Source organism: Mycobacterium sp. 852002-10029_SCH5224772 (genome assembly GCF_001667315.1).
In the GTDB taxonomy this organism is placed as follows: domain Bacteria; phylum Actinomycetota; class Actinomycetes; order Mycobacteriales; family Mycobacteriaceae; genus Mycobacterium.
Genome location: NZ_LZHT01000005.1, coordinates 197,410 through 214,603, shown reverse-complemented (window position 1 = coordinate 214,603; position 17,194 = coordinate 197,410). Strand labels below are relative to the sequence as shown.

The 17,194-nt window shown below is 68.3% G+C and carries 10 protein-coding genes; 3 read left to right on the top strand and 7 right to left on the bottom strand.

What is annotated here, in order from left to right:
• Positions 1 to 24: 24 nt before the first annotated feature.
• Entirely contained in the window at positions 25 to 1,056 is a 1,032-nt protein-coding gene (gene hrcA, locus A5775_RS01525; RefSeq protein ID WP_067246254.1) for a heat-inducible transcriptional repressor HrcA, read from the bottom strand.
• Positions 1,057 to 1,272: 216 nt separating this feature from the next.
• On the opposite strand from hrcA, the gene A5775_RS01520 reads away from it, so the two are divergent.
• From A5775_RS01520 to A5775_RS01510, 3 genes are all read left to right on the top strand, one after another.
• Positions 1,273 to 1,587 (top strand): type II toxin-antitoxin system VapB family antitoxin, encoded by a 315-nt coding sequence (locus tag A5775_RS01520; protein WP_067246251.1) that lies wholly within the window; start codon positions 1,273 to 1,275, stop codon positions 1,585 to 1,587.
• Between the two features lie 83 nt (positions 1,588 to 1,670).
• On the top strand, positions 1,671 to 2,267 hold the full coding sequence (locus A5775_RS01515) for a carboxymuconolactone decarboxylase family protein (RefSeq protein ID WP_067246248.1): 597 nt from the start codon (positions 1,671 to 1,673) through the stop codon (positions 2,265 to 2,267).
• Positions 2,264 to 3,160 (top strand): sigma-70 family RNA polymerase sigma factor, encoded by an 897-nt coding sequence (locus tag A5775_RS01510; RefSeq protein ID WP_067246245.1) that lies wholly within the window; start codon positions 2,264 to 2,266, stop codon positions 3,158 to 3,160. Before A5775_RS01515 ends, A5775_RS01510 begins: the two co-directional genes overlap by 4 nt.
• Here A5775_RS01510 and A5775_RS01505 read toward each other — a convergent pair.
• The 6 genes from A5775_RS01505 to A5775_RS01480 all read right to left on the bottom strand — a co-directional run bounded on the left by A5775_RS01505 (position 3,154) and on the right by A5775_RS01480 (position 17,194).
• Positions 3,154 to 3,672 carry a hypothetical protein gene (locus A5775_RS01505; RefSeq protein WP_067246242.1) on the bottom strand — a complete coding sequence of 173 codons (519 nt, stop codon included), beginning with the start codon at positions 3,670 to 3,672 and terminating at the stop codon, positions 3,154 to 3,156. The genes A5775_RS01510 and A5775_RS01505 overlap by 7 nt on opposite strands.
• 283 nt (positions 3,673 to 3,955) lie before the next feature.
• Positions 3,956 to 4,492, bottom strand: a complete 537-nt coding sequence (locus tag A5775_RS01500; protein WP_067246364.1) for a hypothetical protein — start codon at positions 4,490 to 4,492, stop codon at positions 3,956 to 3,958.
• Between the two features lie 214 nt (positions 4,493 to 4,706).
• Positions 4,707 to 4,922 carry an MbtH family protein gene (locus A5775_RS01495; RefSeq protein ID WP_067246361.1) on the bottom strand — a complete coding sequence of 72 codons (216 nt, stop codon included), beginning with the start codon at positions 4,920 to 4,922 and terminating at the stop codon, positions 4,707 to 4,709.
• A complete protein-coding gene (gene mbtG, locus A5775_RS01490; protein ID WP_067246239.1) occupies positions 4,903 to 6,189 on the bottom strand; it encodes an NADPH-dependent L-lysine N(6)-monooxygenase MbtG in 1,287 nt (428 codons plus the stop codon). The genes A5775_RS01495 and mbtG overlap by 20 nt, the downstream gene beginning before the upstream one ends.
• Complete coding sequence (locus tag A5775_RS01485; RefSeq protein ID WP_067246236.1) at positions 6,186 to 10,625, bottom strand: non-ribosomal peptide synthetase; 4,440 nt, start codon at positions 10,623 to 10,625, stop codon at positions 6,186 to 6,188. Before A5775_RS01485 ends, mbtG begins: the two co-directional genes overlap by 4 nt.
• Positions 10,622 to 17,194, bottom strand: coding sequence for a non-ribosomal peptide synthetase (locus tag A5775_RS01480; protein WP_067246231.1), 6,573 nt, complete (start codon positions 17,192 to 17,194; stop codon positions 10,622 to 10,624). Before A5775_RS01480 ends, A5775_RS01485 begins: the two co-directional genes overlap by 4 nt.

Here is a 17,194-nt window from a genome sequence, read left to right as displayed (position 1 = left end):
CCTACCCACACTGCGGGTGCGCGTTCATCGAGCACCCAGGACTTCGCCGATATATAGGGCAACCGCAGCAACGCTGGCGATAGTTCCCGGATAGTCCATCCGGGTGGGCCCCAGCACACCCATTCCCCCGTAAACGGTGTCGGAGGTGCCGTAGGCGGTGGTCACCACGGAGGTACCCAATATCTGCTCGGCGGCCGTCTCATGGCCGATGCGCACCGTCACCTTACCGGCTTCCTGCTGGGCCGCCAGCAACCGCAGCACCACGACCTGCTCCTCGAGCGCTTCCAGGATGGAGCGCAGCGAGCCACCGAAATCGGCGGCGTTGCGGGTCAGGTTGGCGGTACCGCCCATCAGCAAGCGTTCCTCGGTGTGCTCGACCAGTGACTCCAGCAACACCGTCGCCGATCGGCCCACGGCGTCACCCAGTCCGTCCGGGCTGCTCAGCTGTCCGGCGAGGTCGGCCACCGCGACCGAGGCGGCCGGCAGTTTCTTGCCCACCAGCGCCTGGCCGAGCAGCTCCCGCAGCTGCGAAAGCTCGTGGTCGTCGATGACGTTGCCGAGTTCGACGACGCGCTGGTCCACGCGGCCGGAGTCGGTGATGACGACCATCAGCAGCCGCGCCGGTGTCAGGGCGATCACTTCGAGGTGGCGCACCGTCGACGACGACAGCGTCGGGTACTGCACGACGGCCACCTGCCGGGTCAGTTGCGCCAGCAGACGCACCGCGCGACGCAAGACGTCGTCGAGGTCGACACCGGACTCGAGGAAGCCTTGGATCGCGCGCCGTTCGGCCGAGGACATCGGCTTGACGTCGTCGAGCCGGTCGACGAATTCGCGGTAGCCCTTCTCGGTGGGCACTCGCCCGGAGCTGGTATGCGGCTGGGCGATGTAGCCCTCGGCCTCGAGCACCGCCATGTCGTTGCGGACGGTCGCCGACGAGACGCCGAGGTTATGGCGCTCCACCAACGTCTTGGAACCGATCGGCTCTTTGGTGGCGACGAAATCGGCGACAATCGCCCGCAGCACCTCGAACCGACGGTCATCGGCACTTCCCACTGGTCGTCACCTCCTTCGAGACCGTATTGACCGAGTTCATTTTACGGTCTCGCGCTCATCCGACGTCACCAGTGGAGCGCGAGCCGGCGCAAGGGCTCCCTCTTCATCGGCCTGTTGGGTTGCTTGTGCGCCTGCTCGCCGGGACGTCCGGTGTCCGACTAGCCTTTCCAGGATGAACCGATCGGGGCAGGGCAACGCGTCGGGAAAGATCGGCCGATGATTTTCAAGGGCGTGCGCGACGGCAAACCGTATCCCGAGCACAACCTGTCCTATCGGGATTGGTCCCAGATACCGCCGCAGCAGATCCGGCTCGACGAATTGGTCACTACCACAACGGTGCTCGCGTTGGACCGCCTGCTCTCGGAGGACTCCACCTTCTACGGCGATCTCTTTCCGCATGCGGTGCGGTGGAAGGGCGTCATCTATCTCGAAGACGGTCTGCACCGCGCGGTGCGCGCCGCGCTGCGCAACCGCACCGTGCTGCACGCCCGCGTGTTCGACATGGATATGCCGCTGGGCCAGCCGGGATGACTCGAGCGGTCACGTTCGGGCTTTCCCGCGTGTCGACCTAGTGAGGACGTTGGTTCACGACCACAACTTGCCAGGAGGACGCCATGCCACGGCTCCAGGGAGTCTCCGACCGCGACGCCGGACTGGGCGCCAAGATCGCCTTCTTCTTCACCCGCCGCAAGCTCGCGCAGATGACCGGCCTCGAGACCGCGGGCATGCTGGAGCCGCTGCGGATGTACGCCCACATCCCGAGATTGCTCAACGCCTACGGCAAATTGGAGCAGGCGGAGTCGAAGCTGGACGTTCTCAGCCCGCGCCACCGCGCACTCGCGGAGCTGAAGTCGGCGACGACGGTGCGCTGCGAGTACTGCATCGACCTCGGCTCACAGATCGCCCGGCAATGGGGCATCACCGACGAAGAACTGCTGGGGATGGCCAATTACCGTGATGCGCCGTGCTTTTCAGATGTCGACAAGCTGATCCTCGAGTACGCGACCGCGATCAGCCGCACCCCGGTCGAGGTGAGCGATCGACTTTTCGACGCGCTGCGTGCGCACTTCGACACCGCTCAACTCGTCGGCCTGACCCACGTCATCACGCTGGGCAACCTTCGTGCGCGCTTCAACATCGCGCTCGACATCGGGTCGTCGGGCTTTTCCGGCAACCGGGTGTGTGCCGTGGCGGAGACCGATCGGCCGTGACACGGCCCGATGCGTCACTGGCGGCACTGACGGCCCGCTTCGAGGCGGCCCGGCCACGGTTGGGTGCCCTCGCCTACCGCATGCTGGGCTCGATCGACGACGCCCAGGACGCCGTGCAGGAGGCCTGGCTGCGGTTGAGCCGCAGCTCCGGGGAAGCGATCGCGAACCCCGACGCCTGGCTGACAACGGTGGTGGCCCGCATCTGCCTGAACATGTTGCGCGACCGCCGAACCCACGGCGGCGACGAGCTGACCGTTCACCTGCCCGATCCGATCGTGGAAACCGAGGGTGAATTCGACCCCGAACACCGCGCGATGCTGGCCGACGCCGTGGGGCTGGCCTTGTTCGTGGTGCTGGACACGCTGCCGCCGGCCGAGCGGCTGGCCTTCGTGCTGCACGACGTCTTCAGCGTCCCGTTCGGTCAGATCGCCGGCATCGTCGACCGGACGCCGGAGTCGGCCCGCAAGCTGGCCAGCCGGGCGCGCCGACGGATCGAGCGGGCCGACCCGGTTCCCGACGGCAACCTCGCCGCCCAGCGTGAGGTCGTCGACGCCTTCTTCGCGGCGGGGCGCAGCGGTGACTTCGAGCGCCTGGTGTCGGTGCTGCACCCCGAGGTGGTGTTGCGCGGTGACTTCGGCCCGGCCGGGACGGGGCTCCGGGCCGACGGCGCGGCCACGGTGGCCAAGCTGGCCCGAAGCTACGCCGGGCCCGACCGCGAGGTGCGCACCGCGACCGTCAACGGCGCCGCCGGCGCCGTCATCTTCGTCGCCGGACGCGCGGCGTCCGTCATGGGATTCGTGGTACGCGACGGCCGGATCCGGGCGATCGATGTGCTGGCGGATCCGGCACGCATCGCGAGATTAGACCTGCGCGCTCCCGGCGCCGATCACTGACCGGCGGCCTGCAGCAACTCCATCGCCGATGCCCGCGACAGCACCCAGCCGCCCTGATTGACGAACGTGACGTTCTGGGTGACCGGTGACGTCAGCTTGGGACCGGAGACCGACACGTCGGCGGTCGCCGAACCGGCCGCGGTCGGTTGGATGTTCGTCACGTCGAACGACAGCGGCAGGTCGCCGTTTTTCGCGGCCTTCTGCAGCTTCTTGTCGGCGACGTGGGCTTCGATGCCGCTGATGCCGCCCTGCACCAGGTAGCTCTTGTTGCTGAACGGCACGCTCGGGTCGGCCAGGCTGTTGAGCACGCCGGTCAGCTGATCGGGAGTCGGGACGTTGGCGCCCGCGACCGGCTGCGCCGGCGGCGGATCCTGCGGAAGCGGCGCACCGATCGTGGCGAGCTGCACCCCGACCTGGGTGCTGGGCGCCGACATCGAGGTGAGGCCGGCGGCCGCGCCCCCGACGATGGCCAGAGCTGCCACGCTGGTGGCAAGCGTTTTAACGGTTTTCATGGTTCCCCCTATTGGTGGGCACGAATATCGACGCGCGGGTGGTGTCAGCGTGCCCGTTGCGTCTCTTATTTCGTGTCTCGGCACCGATACGTTACGGCCAGCCGTTGTGGAAACAACATGAGCAACCTGTGCGCCGGCTGTGCGGGCGCGGTCCGGCGGTGGCCGTAGCTGCCAAACCCCATGCGCCTCCGGAAGGCGACGCATGGGGTGTCCTTGAGTGTCGGAACATCTGGCGAATCCGCCAGACTGGCATCGGGTTTACGCGGTCGACGCCGCGGGGTGATCAGTTGGTGGCGGTCGCGGCCTGTATCAGAGCGATCGCCGCGTCATGCTGCAAGACCCAGTTCCCGCCCTGGTCGACGAACGCGAGGTGTTTGGTGACCGGGCCGGCGAACTTCGGGCTCGAGATGGCGACGTCGGCCTGGGCCATGTTCGGACCGGCCGGCGCGATGTTCGTCACGTTGAACTGCTCGGGAAAGTTCCCGTTGCGGTAGGCCTTTCGCAGGTCGTGGTCGGCCACCATGCCCTCGTTCTGACTGACGCCGTTTTCAATGAAGTTGGCCTTCTCCCTGTAGTTGACGCCGGGATCGGTTACTTGGTTACACAGGTTGGCCAATTGATCCGCCGTCGGCAATTGCCCCGGCGCCGCGGGCGGCGGGGGCGGAGGCGGCGGCGGGTCTTGCGGCAGTGGCGCTCCGAATGCCGCCAGCTGCACATCATGCAGACCAATCGGCGCTGCAAGAGAAGCCACACCGGCGGCAGGGCCGCCAATGGCGGCCAGCGCCACCACGCCCGTGGCAATGGACTTCACGGTTTTCACAGATCCCCCTTCGATGCACATGAACCGTTGCGGGATTTCGCGGATGCGCCGCACGCGGTCACACGTCTTCATGTTTGAAGATGGTGTAAGTGTGCATGGTGACACCGGCATTTGTGTCTCAAGTTGGTCACGTTACGACGACGCTACGGCGCCGGCGCGGGACAACACTCTGAATATCCTGTGCCGCAGGTGTGTAGCGACTCGCGCTTGGCCCTTACTCCCCCGCGAGCGTCTCAATCAGGCTCTTGGGCCGGATATCTGACCAGTTCTGTTCGACGTACTGCAGGCAGTCCGCGCGGCTTGCTTCACCGAAGACCACGCGCCACCCCGCGGGCGTGTCAGCGAAGGTCGGCCAGAGGCTGTGCTGATCCTCGTCGTTGGCCAGCACCACGAAGGTCGCGTTCTCGTCATCAAAGGGGTTGGCGCTCATCATGTCTCCTTTGCAGGGGATACTTGGACGGGCTGACGGTGGAACCCAACACCCGATCGGATAGCAGTCCAAGGCAGCTCAGGTTGGGGAACCCGGGCCCTTGGGTAAGTCCTGACAGGTTCGGCAGGAACAACTTGGGTGTGACGTCTGTGACGGCCAAGTCATAACCTATCGCCTCCTGCAGCCGCTCCGACGTCAGGGGGCCGCCCAGGCCGAGTTCGAGCAGATCAAGCGCGTCCTGGCTGAACAACGGTGCGAACCAAAGCGAGTCGGCACCGGAGCCGTCGATGACGAGATCGAACCCGTGGACCGTCTCGAGGTTCTCGCTGCCGCGGTTGGTGGACAACGTCAGCCGGATCTGACCCTGCCTGCCGACCGCGTGGGCGACGCGGCCCCGCAGGTGGTGGATGCGGTCATCGGCCAGCAACGCCTCCTGAACGTTCGACGAAAACACGCCGCGGTCGGTGCGCGCCAACGCATCACGGCGTTCGGCCAAGGTGAGGGCCGGCCAGTTGGTGGGATCGGAGAACAGCGAGTTCTCGAAAAATCCCTCGCCGCGGGTGAACAGCGTCGCCTGCGGGGAGATGACGGTGATACTCGAGACCCGGTGCCGGAACAGCTCATTGAGCATCGCCGCGGCTGTCTCTCCGCCACCGATCACCGCGACCCGCTCCGCGCTGATCCGGTCGTGATTGGCGGCGCGGTCCCAGAACTGGGCAATCGACAGCACGCGCGGATTGCCGGGAAGCAAAGACTTTTCGGCCTGGCCGGGGCCGGTGATCATCAACGCGTCGGCGTGCACCGTGGTCTCGTGGGTGTGCAGCGCCCAACGATCCCCGGTGACGGCCAGTCGTTCGACCTCGCCGTGCACCACATTCATGCCCACGTGGTCGGCGACCCAACTCAGATACTGGCTCCATCGGCGATGCGCCGGTGCCGGCCTGCCACGGTCGATCCACTCGGCGAACGACGCGGTGGCGATCAGATAGGACTGCCAGCTGTAGCGGGTCATCCGCTCGTCCAACTCGGCATTGCGGCGCGGCACCAGCGCCGAGCGGTAGGGAAACCCGACATCCTTTTCGGGGCTGGTACCCAGCCGGTGCGCACCGTCCGTCCAGCCGCCGCTGGCCTGCCAGTTCGCCGCGACGCCGATCCGTTCCACGGCGACCACGTCCGGAACCTCGACGCCCATGTCGCGCAGAACCGAAGCCTTGGCGGCCACAGCCACCGCCTTGGCCCCGGCGCCCACGATCGCAAGTGTGCTCATTTCACCATCTCCCGCAGCGAATCGATCCAAAGTCCTTGCAGCGCGGTCATGTCCGCGTCAGTGAGAATGTCGGGTAGGGCGCGCCACTGCGCCGCCAACACCCGCTCTCCGCCGTACGTGAGCACCATCGCCGCGATGGTGAGCTCGTGGCGCACCGCCAGCTCGGGCTCCGGCACCGGCGACACCCCGGCGAGCAGCTCGCGCTCGAGCGTCAGCCCGGTGCCGCCGCCGGTGTGGGCGGCGCCGAGGTAATTCAGCAGGAGCTGCGGGGGCGGCAGGCCCGCGAGCCGCTCGGCGGTGTCGTCGCGTAGGTAGCGCAGCAACCCGAAGTCGAGTCCGTCGCCCGGGATCGCGGCCAGCTTCTCCGCCACGCTGTGCGGGTCGGTCGAGTCCAGCCGCACCGGGTAGATGGAGCTGAGCAGGCCCACCGTGTCGCCGGTGTCGATGGTGTGTGCACCCGGCCCGTCGACCAAACCGTCCGCGCGGCCGTGGGTTTCGAGCGCCAACAGCGGCGGCGGCGTGGGCTGGCCGCGCAGCCGCCGCCAGCTCGTCACGGTCGCCGCGGTGGCGGCAACCAACAGCGTGGGCAACGGCAGATCCGAATTCAGCAGCCGCCGTGTGAGATCGGCGTCGGTGGCCACGTTGCGGACGATCAGATCGCGGGCGCGATCGCGGCCCGGATCGAGCCGCCGGGCCCCGAGGTCGGGATCGTCGCCGTCCAACTCCGACGCCCAGTACCGCACCGTGCCCAACCCGTGCGCACGCGTGGTGAGCGCGTCGGCCCAGCGCCGATAGCTGGTGTGTTCCCGAATGGGTGCCGGTGAGTGGCCGGTGGCCGAGGCCGTCAGGGCGGCACCGAGTTCACCGAGGATCACCCGCCACGACGCCGGGTCCAGCGCCACCACGTGCGCGGCCAGCAATAGAACGCTCTCGCCGGCCGGGGGTCGGAGCCACACCGCGGCCAGCAGCGTTCCGCGTTTGGGGTCCAACCGGTCAACGGCCTGGGCGACGTGATCCGGCACCGCTGCGCCCAGATCGCCGGCCACCTCAACCTCTTTGAGTTCGCCCAGGGCGTCCCGGGCCGGTACCGGAACCAGCGTCATGGTGGGGCGGTCCACCCGGGTGCGCAGCACTTCGTGGCCGTTGATGATGCTGGCGAGCGCGGCATCGAGTTGTTCGCGGCGCAGCGTCTCGGGCAACCGGATGGCTTCGGTCTGGGCGAGCCGGCGCGGGTCGCCGTGTTCGTAGAGCCATCGGCCGTTGGGCAGCAACGGCATCGGTCCGGTCCCGTCGTCCACCTGCTGGGCGGTGGCCGCGGTTTCCGAGTCAATCGCTTCGCCCAGTTCGCGGACGTTGGTGCAGTCGAGGATGAGTCTGGCGCGCAGCGCGATTCCGCGCGCCCGGGCGGCCTGTACCACCGACAGCGCCATGATGCTGTCCAGTCCCAGCTGCAGGAAGTCCGCGGTGACGTCGATTCGCGGGTGCCCGAGCAGTTCGGCGAGCAGTTCGGCCAGGGTGGATTCGGTGGCGGTCTCGGGTGTCGCCGCGCCTCCGACGGATTCGGCGGCGTCGACGGCGGCCAGCGCGGATTCGTCCAGCTTGCCGTTGGGAGTCAACGGGATTTCGTCGACCATGACGATGCGCTGCGGCACCATGTAGCGCGGCAGTTTGGTGCTGAGCATGGCACGCAGGTCGGTGACCGTCGGCTTGGTGCCCGCGGCGTCGGTGGTCGCCACGTACGCGGTGAGCCGCGGTGCGCCATTGCGCTGATGCACCAGCACGCCTGCGTGCCGGACGGCGGGATGCGATTCGAGGGCGGCGGCGATTTCTCCGGGCTCGACGCGGTGGCCACGGATCTTCACCTGGGCGTCCGCGCGACCGACGTATTGCAGTGTGCCGTCGCGCATCCGGCGCACCAGGTCGCCGGTTCGATACATCCGCTCAGCGGGTGCAAACGGGTCGGCGACAAAGCGCGCCGCGGTCTCGCCCGCGCGGCCCACATAGCCACGGGCCAGCTGGGCCCCGCCCAGGTAGAGTTCGCCCGTCGCGCCGCAGGGGACCGGCCGCAGCCCGGAATCCAGCACGTATCCGCGGGTGTGCCGGGTCGGCCGTCCGATGCAGGGCTCCTCGTGCTCGGCGATGGCGGCCACCACTGCCTCGACCGTCGTCTCGGTCGGCCCATAGCAGTTGAACGCCGCCATCGATGCGGTGCTGCACACCTTGCGGATTCGAGCCCAGGCCGCGCTGCCGACCGCCTCGCCCCCCAGCGCCAGCACCGTCAACGGCGCGTCGGTCAGCAGGCCGAATGCCTGCAGCTGGGCGAACATCGATGGGGTGGTGTCGATCATGTCGATGCCGTGCTCGGCGATCAGCGCGACCAGCGCCTCGGCATCGGTCTGGGTTTGCTCGTCGACCACGTGCACGCCGTGGCCGTCGAGCAAGGCGACCAACGGCTGCCAGGCGGCGTCAAAGGCGAACGACCACGCGTGGGCGATGCGAAGCGGCCGGCCCAGCGTGGCGGCCGCGGGCCGCAGCACACCATCCAGATGGTCGTCGGCGTACGCGCCCACCGCGCCGTGAGTTCCGATGACGCCCTTGGGTTCTCCCGTCGTACCCGAGGTGAACACGACATACGCGGCCTGCTCGAGCGGGACGTCAACCGGGGTGAAGTCGCCCTGCGGCCGGCGTGCTTCGAGCAGCTCCTTGGTCAACTCTTCGTCCAAGACGATCGTGGCGCCGGATTGGCGCAGAATCGAGGTCACCCGTTCCGGGGGCATCCCCGGCTCCATGGGCACGCACATGCCGCCGGCCTTGAGCACCGCGAGCATCGCGACGACGTACTGCGGGCCCCGGGAAAGCCTTGTCCCGACCGGAGTTTCGAGCGTGACCCCCCTGCGAGCGAGCTCGGCGGCCAGCCGGGTGGTCCGGTCGTCCAGCTCGCGGTAGCTCAGTGTCCCACCCGCCCAGCTGACCGCCGGACTGTCCGGTGTCCTGGCCACGACGTCGGCGAACCGCGTGTGAATGCACCGGGGCGTTTTCGGGGCGGGCGCGCCGGCGGCCCGCAACGGGGCCGTCTCGTCCTCGAAGAGGACGCTGACGTCGCGCAGCGGACGCTCCCACTCCTGCAGCAGCCGCTCGGCGGTGGTCAGCACCCGCTGTCCGAAGGTTTCGGCGGGAATGGCGCCCAGCGCGCCGTCGATCACTTCGATCAGCACCACCAGTTCACCGGCGTCCATGTGGGCGGCGACGGCGATCGGGAAATGCGACAAGGTTTGCAGGGCGGACGGCCGGAATGTCGCACCGCCGGAGGTCAATTCGCCACCGGAGGACAGGCCGTTCATCGGGAAGTTCTCGTAGACCAACAGGGTGTCGAACATCTCCCCGACCCCGCCGAGGGCCCGCAACTGGGCGTGCCCGAGATAGCTGTGCTCACGCAGCAGCGCGGCATCGCGCTGCACGGCGCGGCATTGTTCGCCGGCACCCGCGGCCGGGTCCAGCCGCACCCGCAGCGGCACGGTGTTGATGAACAAACCGACCATGGTCTCGACGCCGGTCAGTTCGGGCGGCCTGCCCGACACCGTGACCCCGAAAACCACATCGAGGGTGTCGGTCAGCCGGGACAACACCAGCGCCCACGCCATTTGCATCAGGGTGTTGACGGTGATGCCGCGCGAACGGGCCTCCTCGACCAACCGCGCGGTGGCCTGGGCCGGCAGCCGCAGTTCGGTGGTGCGCGGCAATGCCGTCTGCTGTCGGTCGGTGGTGTCGATCGAGCCCAGGGCGGCGGCCAGCAGGGTGGGCCCCGGCAGGCCGGCGAGGTGACGGCGCCAGACCTGCCGGCTGGTCTCCGGGTCGCGGGCGGCCAACCAGCCAATGTAATCGCGGTATGGCCGCGGCGCGACGGGCAGCGCCGACAGATCACCGCCGGCCTGGTACAGGATCATCATCTCGTTGATGAACACCGGCATCGACCAGCCGTCGATCACGATGTGATGGGCGGTGAGCACCAGACGCCATTGCGCGCCGGGCAATTCGATCAGCAGGAAGCGGATGGCCGGGCCGTGTTCCAGATCGAATGGTCGCCGGCGCTCACCCGTTTGCAGCGCCGGCACGTCCTCGGGTGCGGCCATGACGAATCGCCACGGCAACTCGACGCGGGACGGCACGATCTGCACCGGCCGCGGGATGCCCCGGCTGAAGAAGCTGGCCCGCAGGTTCGGGTGGCGAACCAACATCTTCTCCGCGCACTCGCGCAGCAGCGCGACGTCGAGTGCGCCGGAGATGTCGGCGGCCATGCCGATCACGTACGGGTCGTCCGCGGCTTCGCCGTCGGAGAATTCGGCGAGCGTGGTCAGCGAGTACAAGCCCTCCTGCAGCGGGCTCAGCGCCATCACGTCCTCGATGTCGGGCGCGACGTCGGTTCCGGCGGCCGTCATGTCGTGCCTTCACGCGAGGACGACCAAAGTTGTGTGACCGCAGCCAGATCCGAGGATGACAGACCGGAGGTGCTCATCGGCTCGAAACGGACGTCGGCCGCCTGATCGTCCTGCGCGGCATCGATCTCCGCGTCTCCCAGCGCATCCAGGGCGGCGGCCAGCTGCTGCACCGTCGGATTCTCGAAGATCATGCGCGGACTCACGGCCAGGCCGGCTGCCCGCGCGCGAGAGGCCAGCTGCACCGACAGGATGCTGTCGCCGCCGAGGGCGAAGAAGTCGTCGAAGCGGCCGACGTCGGGGGTCGACAGCAGTTCGGCGAACACCTTGGCCAGCGCCCGTTCGGTGTCGGTGCGGGTCGGTTCGGTCAGGCCGCGGGTGCTGACCGCCGGACGCGGCAGCCCGGGCCGGTTCAGCTTGCCCGATTCGGTCTTGGGGAGGACGTCGAGGACGGTCAGCGACGACGGCATCATGTAGCCCGGCAGCGTCGTGGCGATCGCGGCGCGCACCTGGCCCGCGAACTCCGCCTTCGCGGCGTCATCGACGATCTGCCGTTGCGGCACAACATATCCGGCCAGCGACGTGCCGCCGTGCACATCCCAGGTGCGGGCCGCTGAGGCGGCGACGCCGTCGGCTGCCGCCAGGGCCGCCTCGACCTCGGCCAACTCGACCCGGAAACCGCGGACCTGCACCTGGTGGTCGGCACGTCCGACGAATTCCAGTTGTCCGTCGTCGGTCCACCGGGCCAGGTCGCCGCTGCGGTACAAGCGCGAACCGGGCTCGACACCATAAGGATTGGCGACAAACCGTGTCGCGGTCAGGCCGGGGCGCTTCCAATACCCACGGGCCAGTTGGTCACCCGCGTAGTACAGCTCGCCCACCACCCCGGCCGGAACGGGGCGCAGCCCGTCGTCGAGAAGGTAGGCCTCCGCACCCGGGACCGGCTTTCCGACAAGCGGATTCGGCAACCCTAGGCGTCCGCGGGACACCGCGCCCGAGGTCTCGGTGGAACCGATGTTGTTCAACAGCTCGGTGCCGTCGTCGGCGCACACCGACACCAGCCGTTGCAGCAACGACGCACTCACCGGCTCGCCGCCGCACACCAGCCGCGACAGCGCGCACACGGCACCGGGCCGGCTGTCCACCAACGCCGAGACCAGGCTGGGCACCGCGGTCACCTGGGCGACCGAATACCGGTCCATCAACTCCCCGAGGGCCTCGGGGTCGCGGTGCTCGGTGTCGTCGGCGAGGATCATGGTCGCGCCGGCGGCCAGGCCGGCCAGCATCTCCATCCCGCCTTCGAGGAAGGTGATCGAGGCCTGCGCCAACCGCACGTCCTCGGTCCTCGGCGGATAGTTTCGCAGCTGCCAATCCAGCCGGGCCGCCATCGAACGATGGGTTCCCACCGCGCCTTTCGGCTTACCGGTCGATCCTGAGGTGAACACCAGGTACATCGGGTCATCGGGGTGCGGCAACCGCAAGTCCCTCGATTGCGGATCCACGTCATCGCTGTCCACCAGGGCGCCCACGCGTGGATCGTCCAGGGAAATCAACTCGACTCCCGGCACGTGCGGCATGGTGTCCACCGCCTCGGCCGTTGCGACCACCACCGGCGGCTGGACGTCGTCGAGCATGAATTGCTTTCGCGCCGACGGATAGCCGGGATCGATGGGGAAGTAACCGGCGCCGGCCTTCATGATGGCCACCAGCGCCACCACCAGTTCGATGCTGCGTCGGGTCGACAGCCCGACCAACGCGCCCGGGCCTATCCCATTCCTGGCGAGCAGCGCGGCCAGGTTGTCCGAACAGCGATGCAGCGCAGGGTAATCGATCTGTTGATCGCCGCAGCGCACCGCGATCCGATCCGCTCCCCACGTCCGACTCGGTTCCAGCAGCTCCGGTATGGTGCGCGGCCGGTCGTGCGGCGGGTGGGCGCCGCGGCTCCAGTCCTGCAGAATGCGGCGCTGTTCTCCTGCGTCGATCAGCTGAACGTCTCGCAGACTCTGATCGAGGTCCTCGGCGAACGCGGTGACCGCCCGGGCCAGCCAATCGGCCAGCCGCTCGATGGTGCTTCTGGCGTAGAGCTCGGTGCGGAAGATGACGTTGCCGTTGTAGCCGATGCCGTCGGTACCGTCCGTGCCGAAGAAGTTGACGCTCAGGTCGGCGTGCGCCATGTCGAAGATGGGATCCAGTGAGGTGCACACGGTGTCGCGCCCGTCGCCGCCCGCGGGCGCGGGCTCGATGACTCGCGTGGCGGACAGGTGATCACGCACGTGCACGACGACCTGGAACAGCGGGTTGCGCGACAGCGAACGCACCGGGCTGACGCTGTCGACCACCCGGTCGAACGGCAGGTCCTGGTGGGCGTAGGCGGCCAGCGCCGTCTCCCGCGCCCGCTTCAGCAGTTCCCGCAGCGTCGGATTGCCGTCCAGGTCGTTGCGCAGCACCAGGATGTTGACGAAAAAGCCGATCAGCTGGTCCAATTCGGCTTCGGTGCGCCCGGCGACCGGGGTGCCCAACGGAATGTCCACGCCGCCACCCGCCTTGTGTAGCACCACGGCGACAGCGGTTTGCAGCAGCATGAATTCGGTGATGCCCAGCTCGCGGCACAGCTCGGCCAGCTTGGCGCGGGTGGCCGAGTCGATGTGGAAGTCGACGGATTCGCCCTCCCCGCTGGGCACCGGCTGGCGCGGGAAGTCCGGCCGCAGCCCGGTGTCCTCCGACAGCCCCGCCAGCTTCCGGGTCCAGTACTCCCGTTGCTCGGAGGCAATGGCGGACTCCTGGCCACCGGCGTCACCCAAAAACGTGCGCTGCCACGCCGCGTAGTCGGCGTACTGCACCCGCAGCGGGGCCCAGGACGGCGCTTCCCCGCCGCGCCGGGCGCGGTAGGCGGTCATCACGTCGGCGAACAGCACGCCCGCCGACCAATGGTCAGCGGCGATGTGGTGCACAACCAGCGACAGCACGTGTTCGGCTGCGTTCTCGGTGCGCAGCACCGCGACCCGGATCGGTAATTCCGAGTCCAGCTCGAAGCAGTGGTGCCGCTCGACGTCGAGCTGTTGCTGTAGCCAGGCGTCACCGGCGCCCTGCGCGCGGCGCACCGGGACCTCGACGCTGGCCGGGCCCACGACCTGATAGGGCACGCCGTCCAGCTCGACGTAGCTGGTGCGCAGGATCTCGTGGCGGGCAACGACATCGCCGACGGCGGCGATCAGCGCATCGATGTCCCACGGTCCGGTCAGCTTGGCCGCAAAGGGAATGTTGTTGACCCGGCTGGGCCCGTCCAGCCGATAGGCGAACCAGCTGCGCAGCTGCGACGCCGACAGCGGCAGGGGCTCGTCGTGCGCGGTCGCGATCAGCCTGGGGCGCGACTGCGTCAGTTGGCCCGAACTCAGCTGGTCGACCCGCTCCGCCAACAGGCCCACCGTGGCGAGCTCGAACACGTCGCGGATGCCGAGTTCCACGCCGCACTCCGTGCGGATCGCGGTGACCAGCTTGGTGGCGACCAGCGAATGGCCGCCCAGGTCGAAGAACGAGTCGTCGAGACCCACCCGCTCGTGGCCCAGCAACCCGGAAAACAGTTGGGCGATCCGGATTTCGGTGGGGCTCGTCGGGTCGCGGTACTCGGTACCGGCCGCGAGCTGCGGTTGCGGCAGCGCGGCGCGGTCGATCTTTTGATGGGCGGTGATCGGGATCTCGTCGAGCACCACATAGGCGGCCGGAGTCATGTAGTCCGGCAGTGCGGCGGCCACCCGGGACCGGATGCGTTCGACGTCAACCGTTTCCGGGCCGGCGCCCTCGGCCGGCGTCACGTATCCCACCAGGCTCTTACCCAACTGGGGCAGGTCCATGGCCAGCACGACGGCTTGTCCGACGCTGGGGTCGACCGAGATGGCGGCGGCGATTTCGCCCAGCTCGATGCGGAAACCGCGGATCTTCACCTGCTCGTCGGCGCGGCCGACGAACTCGATGTCCCCGTTGGCGTTGCGCCGGGCGAGGTCGCCGGAGCGGTACATCCGGCCGCCGGGGGTGAACGGGTCGGCGACAAAGCGCTCGGCCGTCAGCTGCGGCCTGCGGTGGTATCCGTGCGCGACATGAGTTCCGGCGATGTAGATTTCACCGATCACCCCGACGGGAACCGGCTGCAGGGCGTTGTCGAGCAGGTACACCTGCGTGTTGATCTTGGGCCGCCCGATGGGCACCACCCGCGTGCCCTGGGTGCCTTCCACCGGGTAGCTGGTGCAGTTCACCACCGTCTCGGTCGGTCCGTAGAAGTTGTGCAGCGACGCATCGAAGGTGGCGTGGAACTTGTCGGCGATCTCGCCGGGCAGGGCCTCCCCGCCGATGGGCACGCGCCGCAGTGTGCGCCACTGGCTGACGCCGGGCAGCGACAGAAAAAGTCCCAGTAACGACGGTACGAAGTGCATCGAGGTAATGCCCTCACGGGCAAGCAGATCGGTCAGGTAGCCGATGTCGCGCAGCCCGTCGGGGCGCGGAATCACCAGCCGGGCACCCATGATCAGGGTGCCGAAGATCTCGCCCATCGACACGTCGAAACTGGGCGACGCAACCTGCAGCAGCCGGTCGGTTTCGTCGATCCGGTACTCGTCGCCGAACCAGACGAAGTACTCGGCGATGGGCGCATGGGGCACGGGAACGCCCTTGGGCAGCCCCGTCGAACCCGAGGTGTAGATCAGGTACGCGGTGTTCTGCGGACTCAGCGGCCGGAGCAACGCGGCGGGCGCGCCGGCCGGATAATCCCCCACACCGGAAACTGGTTCGCGCAGCACGAGTTTGGCGTCCGCGTCCCCCAGGATGAAACTCAGCCGGTCCTCGGGGTAGGTGGGATCCACCGGCAGGTAGACCCCGCCCGCTTTGAGCACGCCCAACGCGGTGATGACCAGTTCGGGTGATTTGTCCAGCAGCACCGCGACGCGATCCTCCGTGCCGATTCCCTGCTCGATGAGCCAGTGCGCCACCCGGTTCGACTCTTCATCGATTTCGCGGTAGGTGTAGGCCCGCCCTTCGTAGACGACCGCGACGGCGTCGGGCGTCCGCGCCGCCCGCCGGCTGACCAGCGCCGACAGGGTGCTGGCCGGGGTGACGAATTCTTCACCGGTCGACACGGCCCGCAGCCACTCGGCGTCTTCGTCGTTCATCAGCGCGCACGCCGACAACGTCGCGTCCGGGTCGGACAGCACGTTGTCCAGCAGGGCGGCATAGTGTCGCAGCAATTGCTTCACCAACTGCTGATCCAGCACCTCGACCAGGTACTCGGCCTCGATCACACCGCCGTCCAGGCCACCCGGCGTACGGTTCAGCTCGACCATCAGGCTCAGCGGCAGCTGGTTGAAATGACCGCGCAACTCGGCGCGCTCGCAGTGCACGCCGGGCGGGCAGAAGCCGGCACCGTCGGCCTCCCGCTGTCCGAAGCTGACCCGGGTCATCCGGTCGGCCCCGTGCCGGCGGTCGGGATTCGATTCCCGCACCAGCCAATCCAGGTCGGCGCGCGAATGAGCGAAGGCACCCACCGCGCCGTCACGGGTTTGGACCAGCAGTTCGCGGAAGGTCTGGTGCGGCCGGGGGCGCAGCCGAATCACCACGGTGTTGCCGTAGTACCCGATGGCATCCTCGGTTCCCACGCCGCGGTTCAGCACCGGGGCCGCGAACAGAAAGTCGGTCGACTGGGTGTAGCGATGCACCAGCGCGCCGAACGCGGCCATCAGCACCATGTACGGGGTGGCGCCCGTCTCGCGGGCCAGCGCGGCCGCGCGGTCGACGGTGTCCGCCGACAACGGTGCGGTCGCGCGCTGCGCGCGCCAGGTACTGGGCACCACCGAGCCGTTGGGCCCGGGAAGTTCCAGTGGCTCCGGGAGATCGGCCATCAGCGGCCGCCAGTAGTCCAGATCCGCCTGACGGATTGCGGTGGGGTCGTCGGAAAGATCCGGCAGCCCCGGCGCGGCGGCGAAATCGTGCGGGTCGGTGTACGCGCGGGTCAGGTCGGCGAAAAACGGTGCCCACGAGCCGTCGTCCCAGGCGATGTGATGCGCGGTGATCAGCAGTATCAGGTCATCGGCGGCCAAGTGCGCCACCGTGACCCGCAGGGGGGAATCCTGGCTGAGGTCGAAGGGCCGGCGAAAGTCCCGCTGTGCCAGCACATCCAGCCGCAGCCGGCGCGCCTGATCGGTCAGTCCGGACAGGTCGTGTTCGGTCCACTCCGGGCGCAGCTCGTCGCGGATGACCGGACGTGGGTCGCCCTCGCTGTTGGTGTCATACGTCGTATGGAGTACGGGGTGTCGCGCGGCGACGGCATCGACGGCGCGATGTAACTGCGCGATGTCGACAGCGCCGGTGAGCCGATAGGAAACGCAGATGTTGAGCAACGCGCTGTCGCGATCGACCGACTGCACGAACCACATCCGGTGCTGGCCGACGGTCATGCGCGGCTCGTCGCAGGTGGCCACGGGGGCGGCGCCCGTCGACCTGGCCAGGCCGCGTTCAGCGAGCTTGCGGCGCAATAGTTCCAAGCGCTCATCGTCGAGATGGGTGCCGACGCCGGTGGTGTCTGTCAC

Coding starts and splice junctions, on each gene's coding strand:
- mbtG (WP_067246239.1), bottom strand. CDS start 6,189: ATGAGCACACTTGCGATCGTGGGCGCCGGGGCCAAGGCGGTGGCTGTG.
- A5775_RS01520 (WP_067246251.1), top strand. CDS start 1,273: ATGATTTTCAAGGGCGTGCGCGACGGCAAACCGTATCCCGAGCACAAC.
- A5775_RS01495 (WP_067246361.1), bottom strand. CDS start 4,922: ATGAGCGCCAACCCCTTTGATGACGAGAACGCGACCTTCGTGGTGCTG.
- A5775_RS01485 (WP_067246236.1), bottom strand. CDS start 10,625: ATGACGGCCGCCGGAACCGACGTCGCGCCCGACATCGAGGACGTGATG.
- A5775_RS01515 (WP_067246248.1), top strand. CDS start 1,671: ATGCCACGGCTCCAGGGAGTCTCCGACCGCGACGCCGGACTGGGCGCC.
- A5775_RS01505 (WP_067246242.1), bottom strand. CDS start 3,672: ATGAAAACCGTTAAAACGCTTGCCACCAGCGTGGCAGCTCTGGCCATC.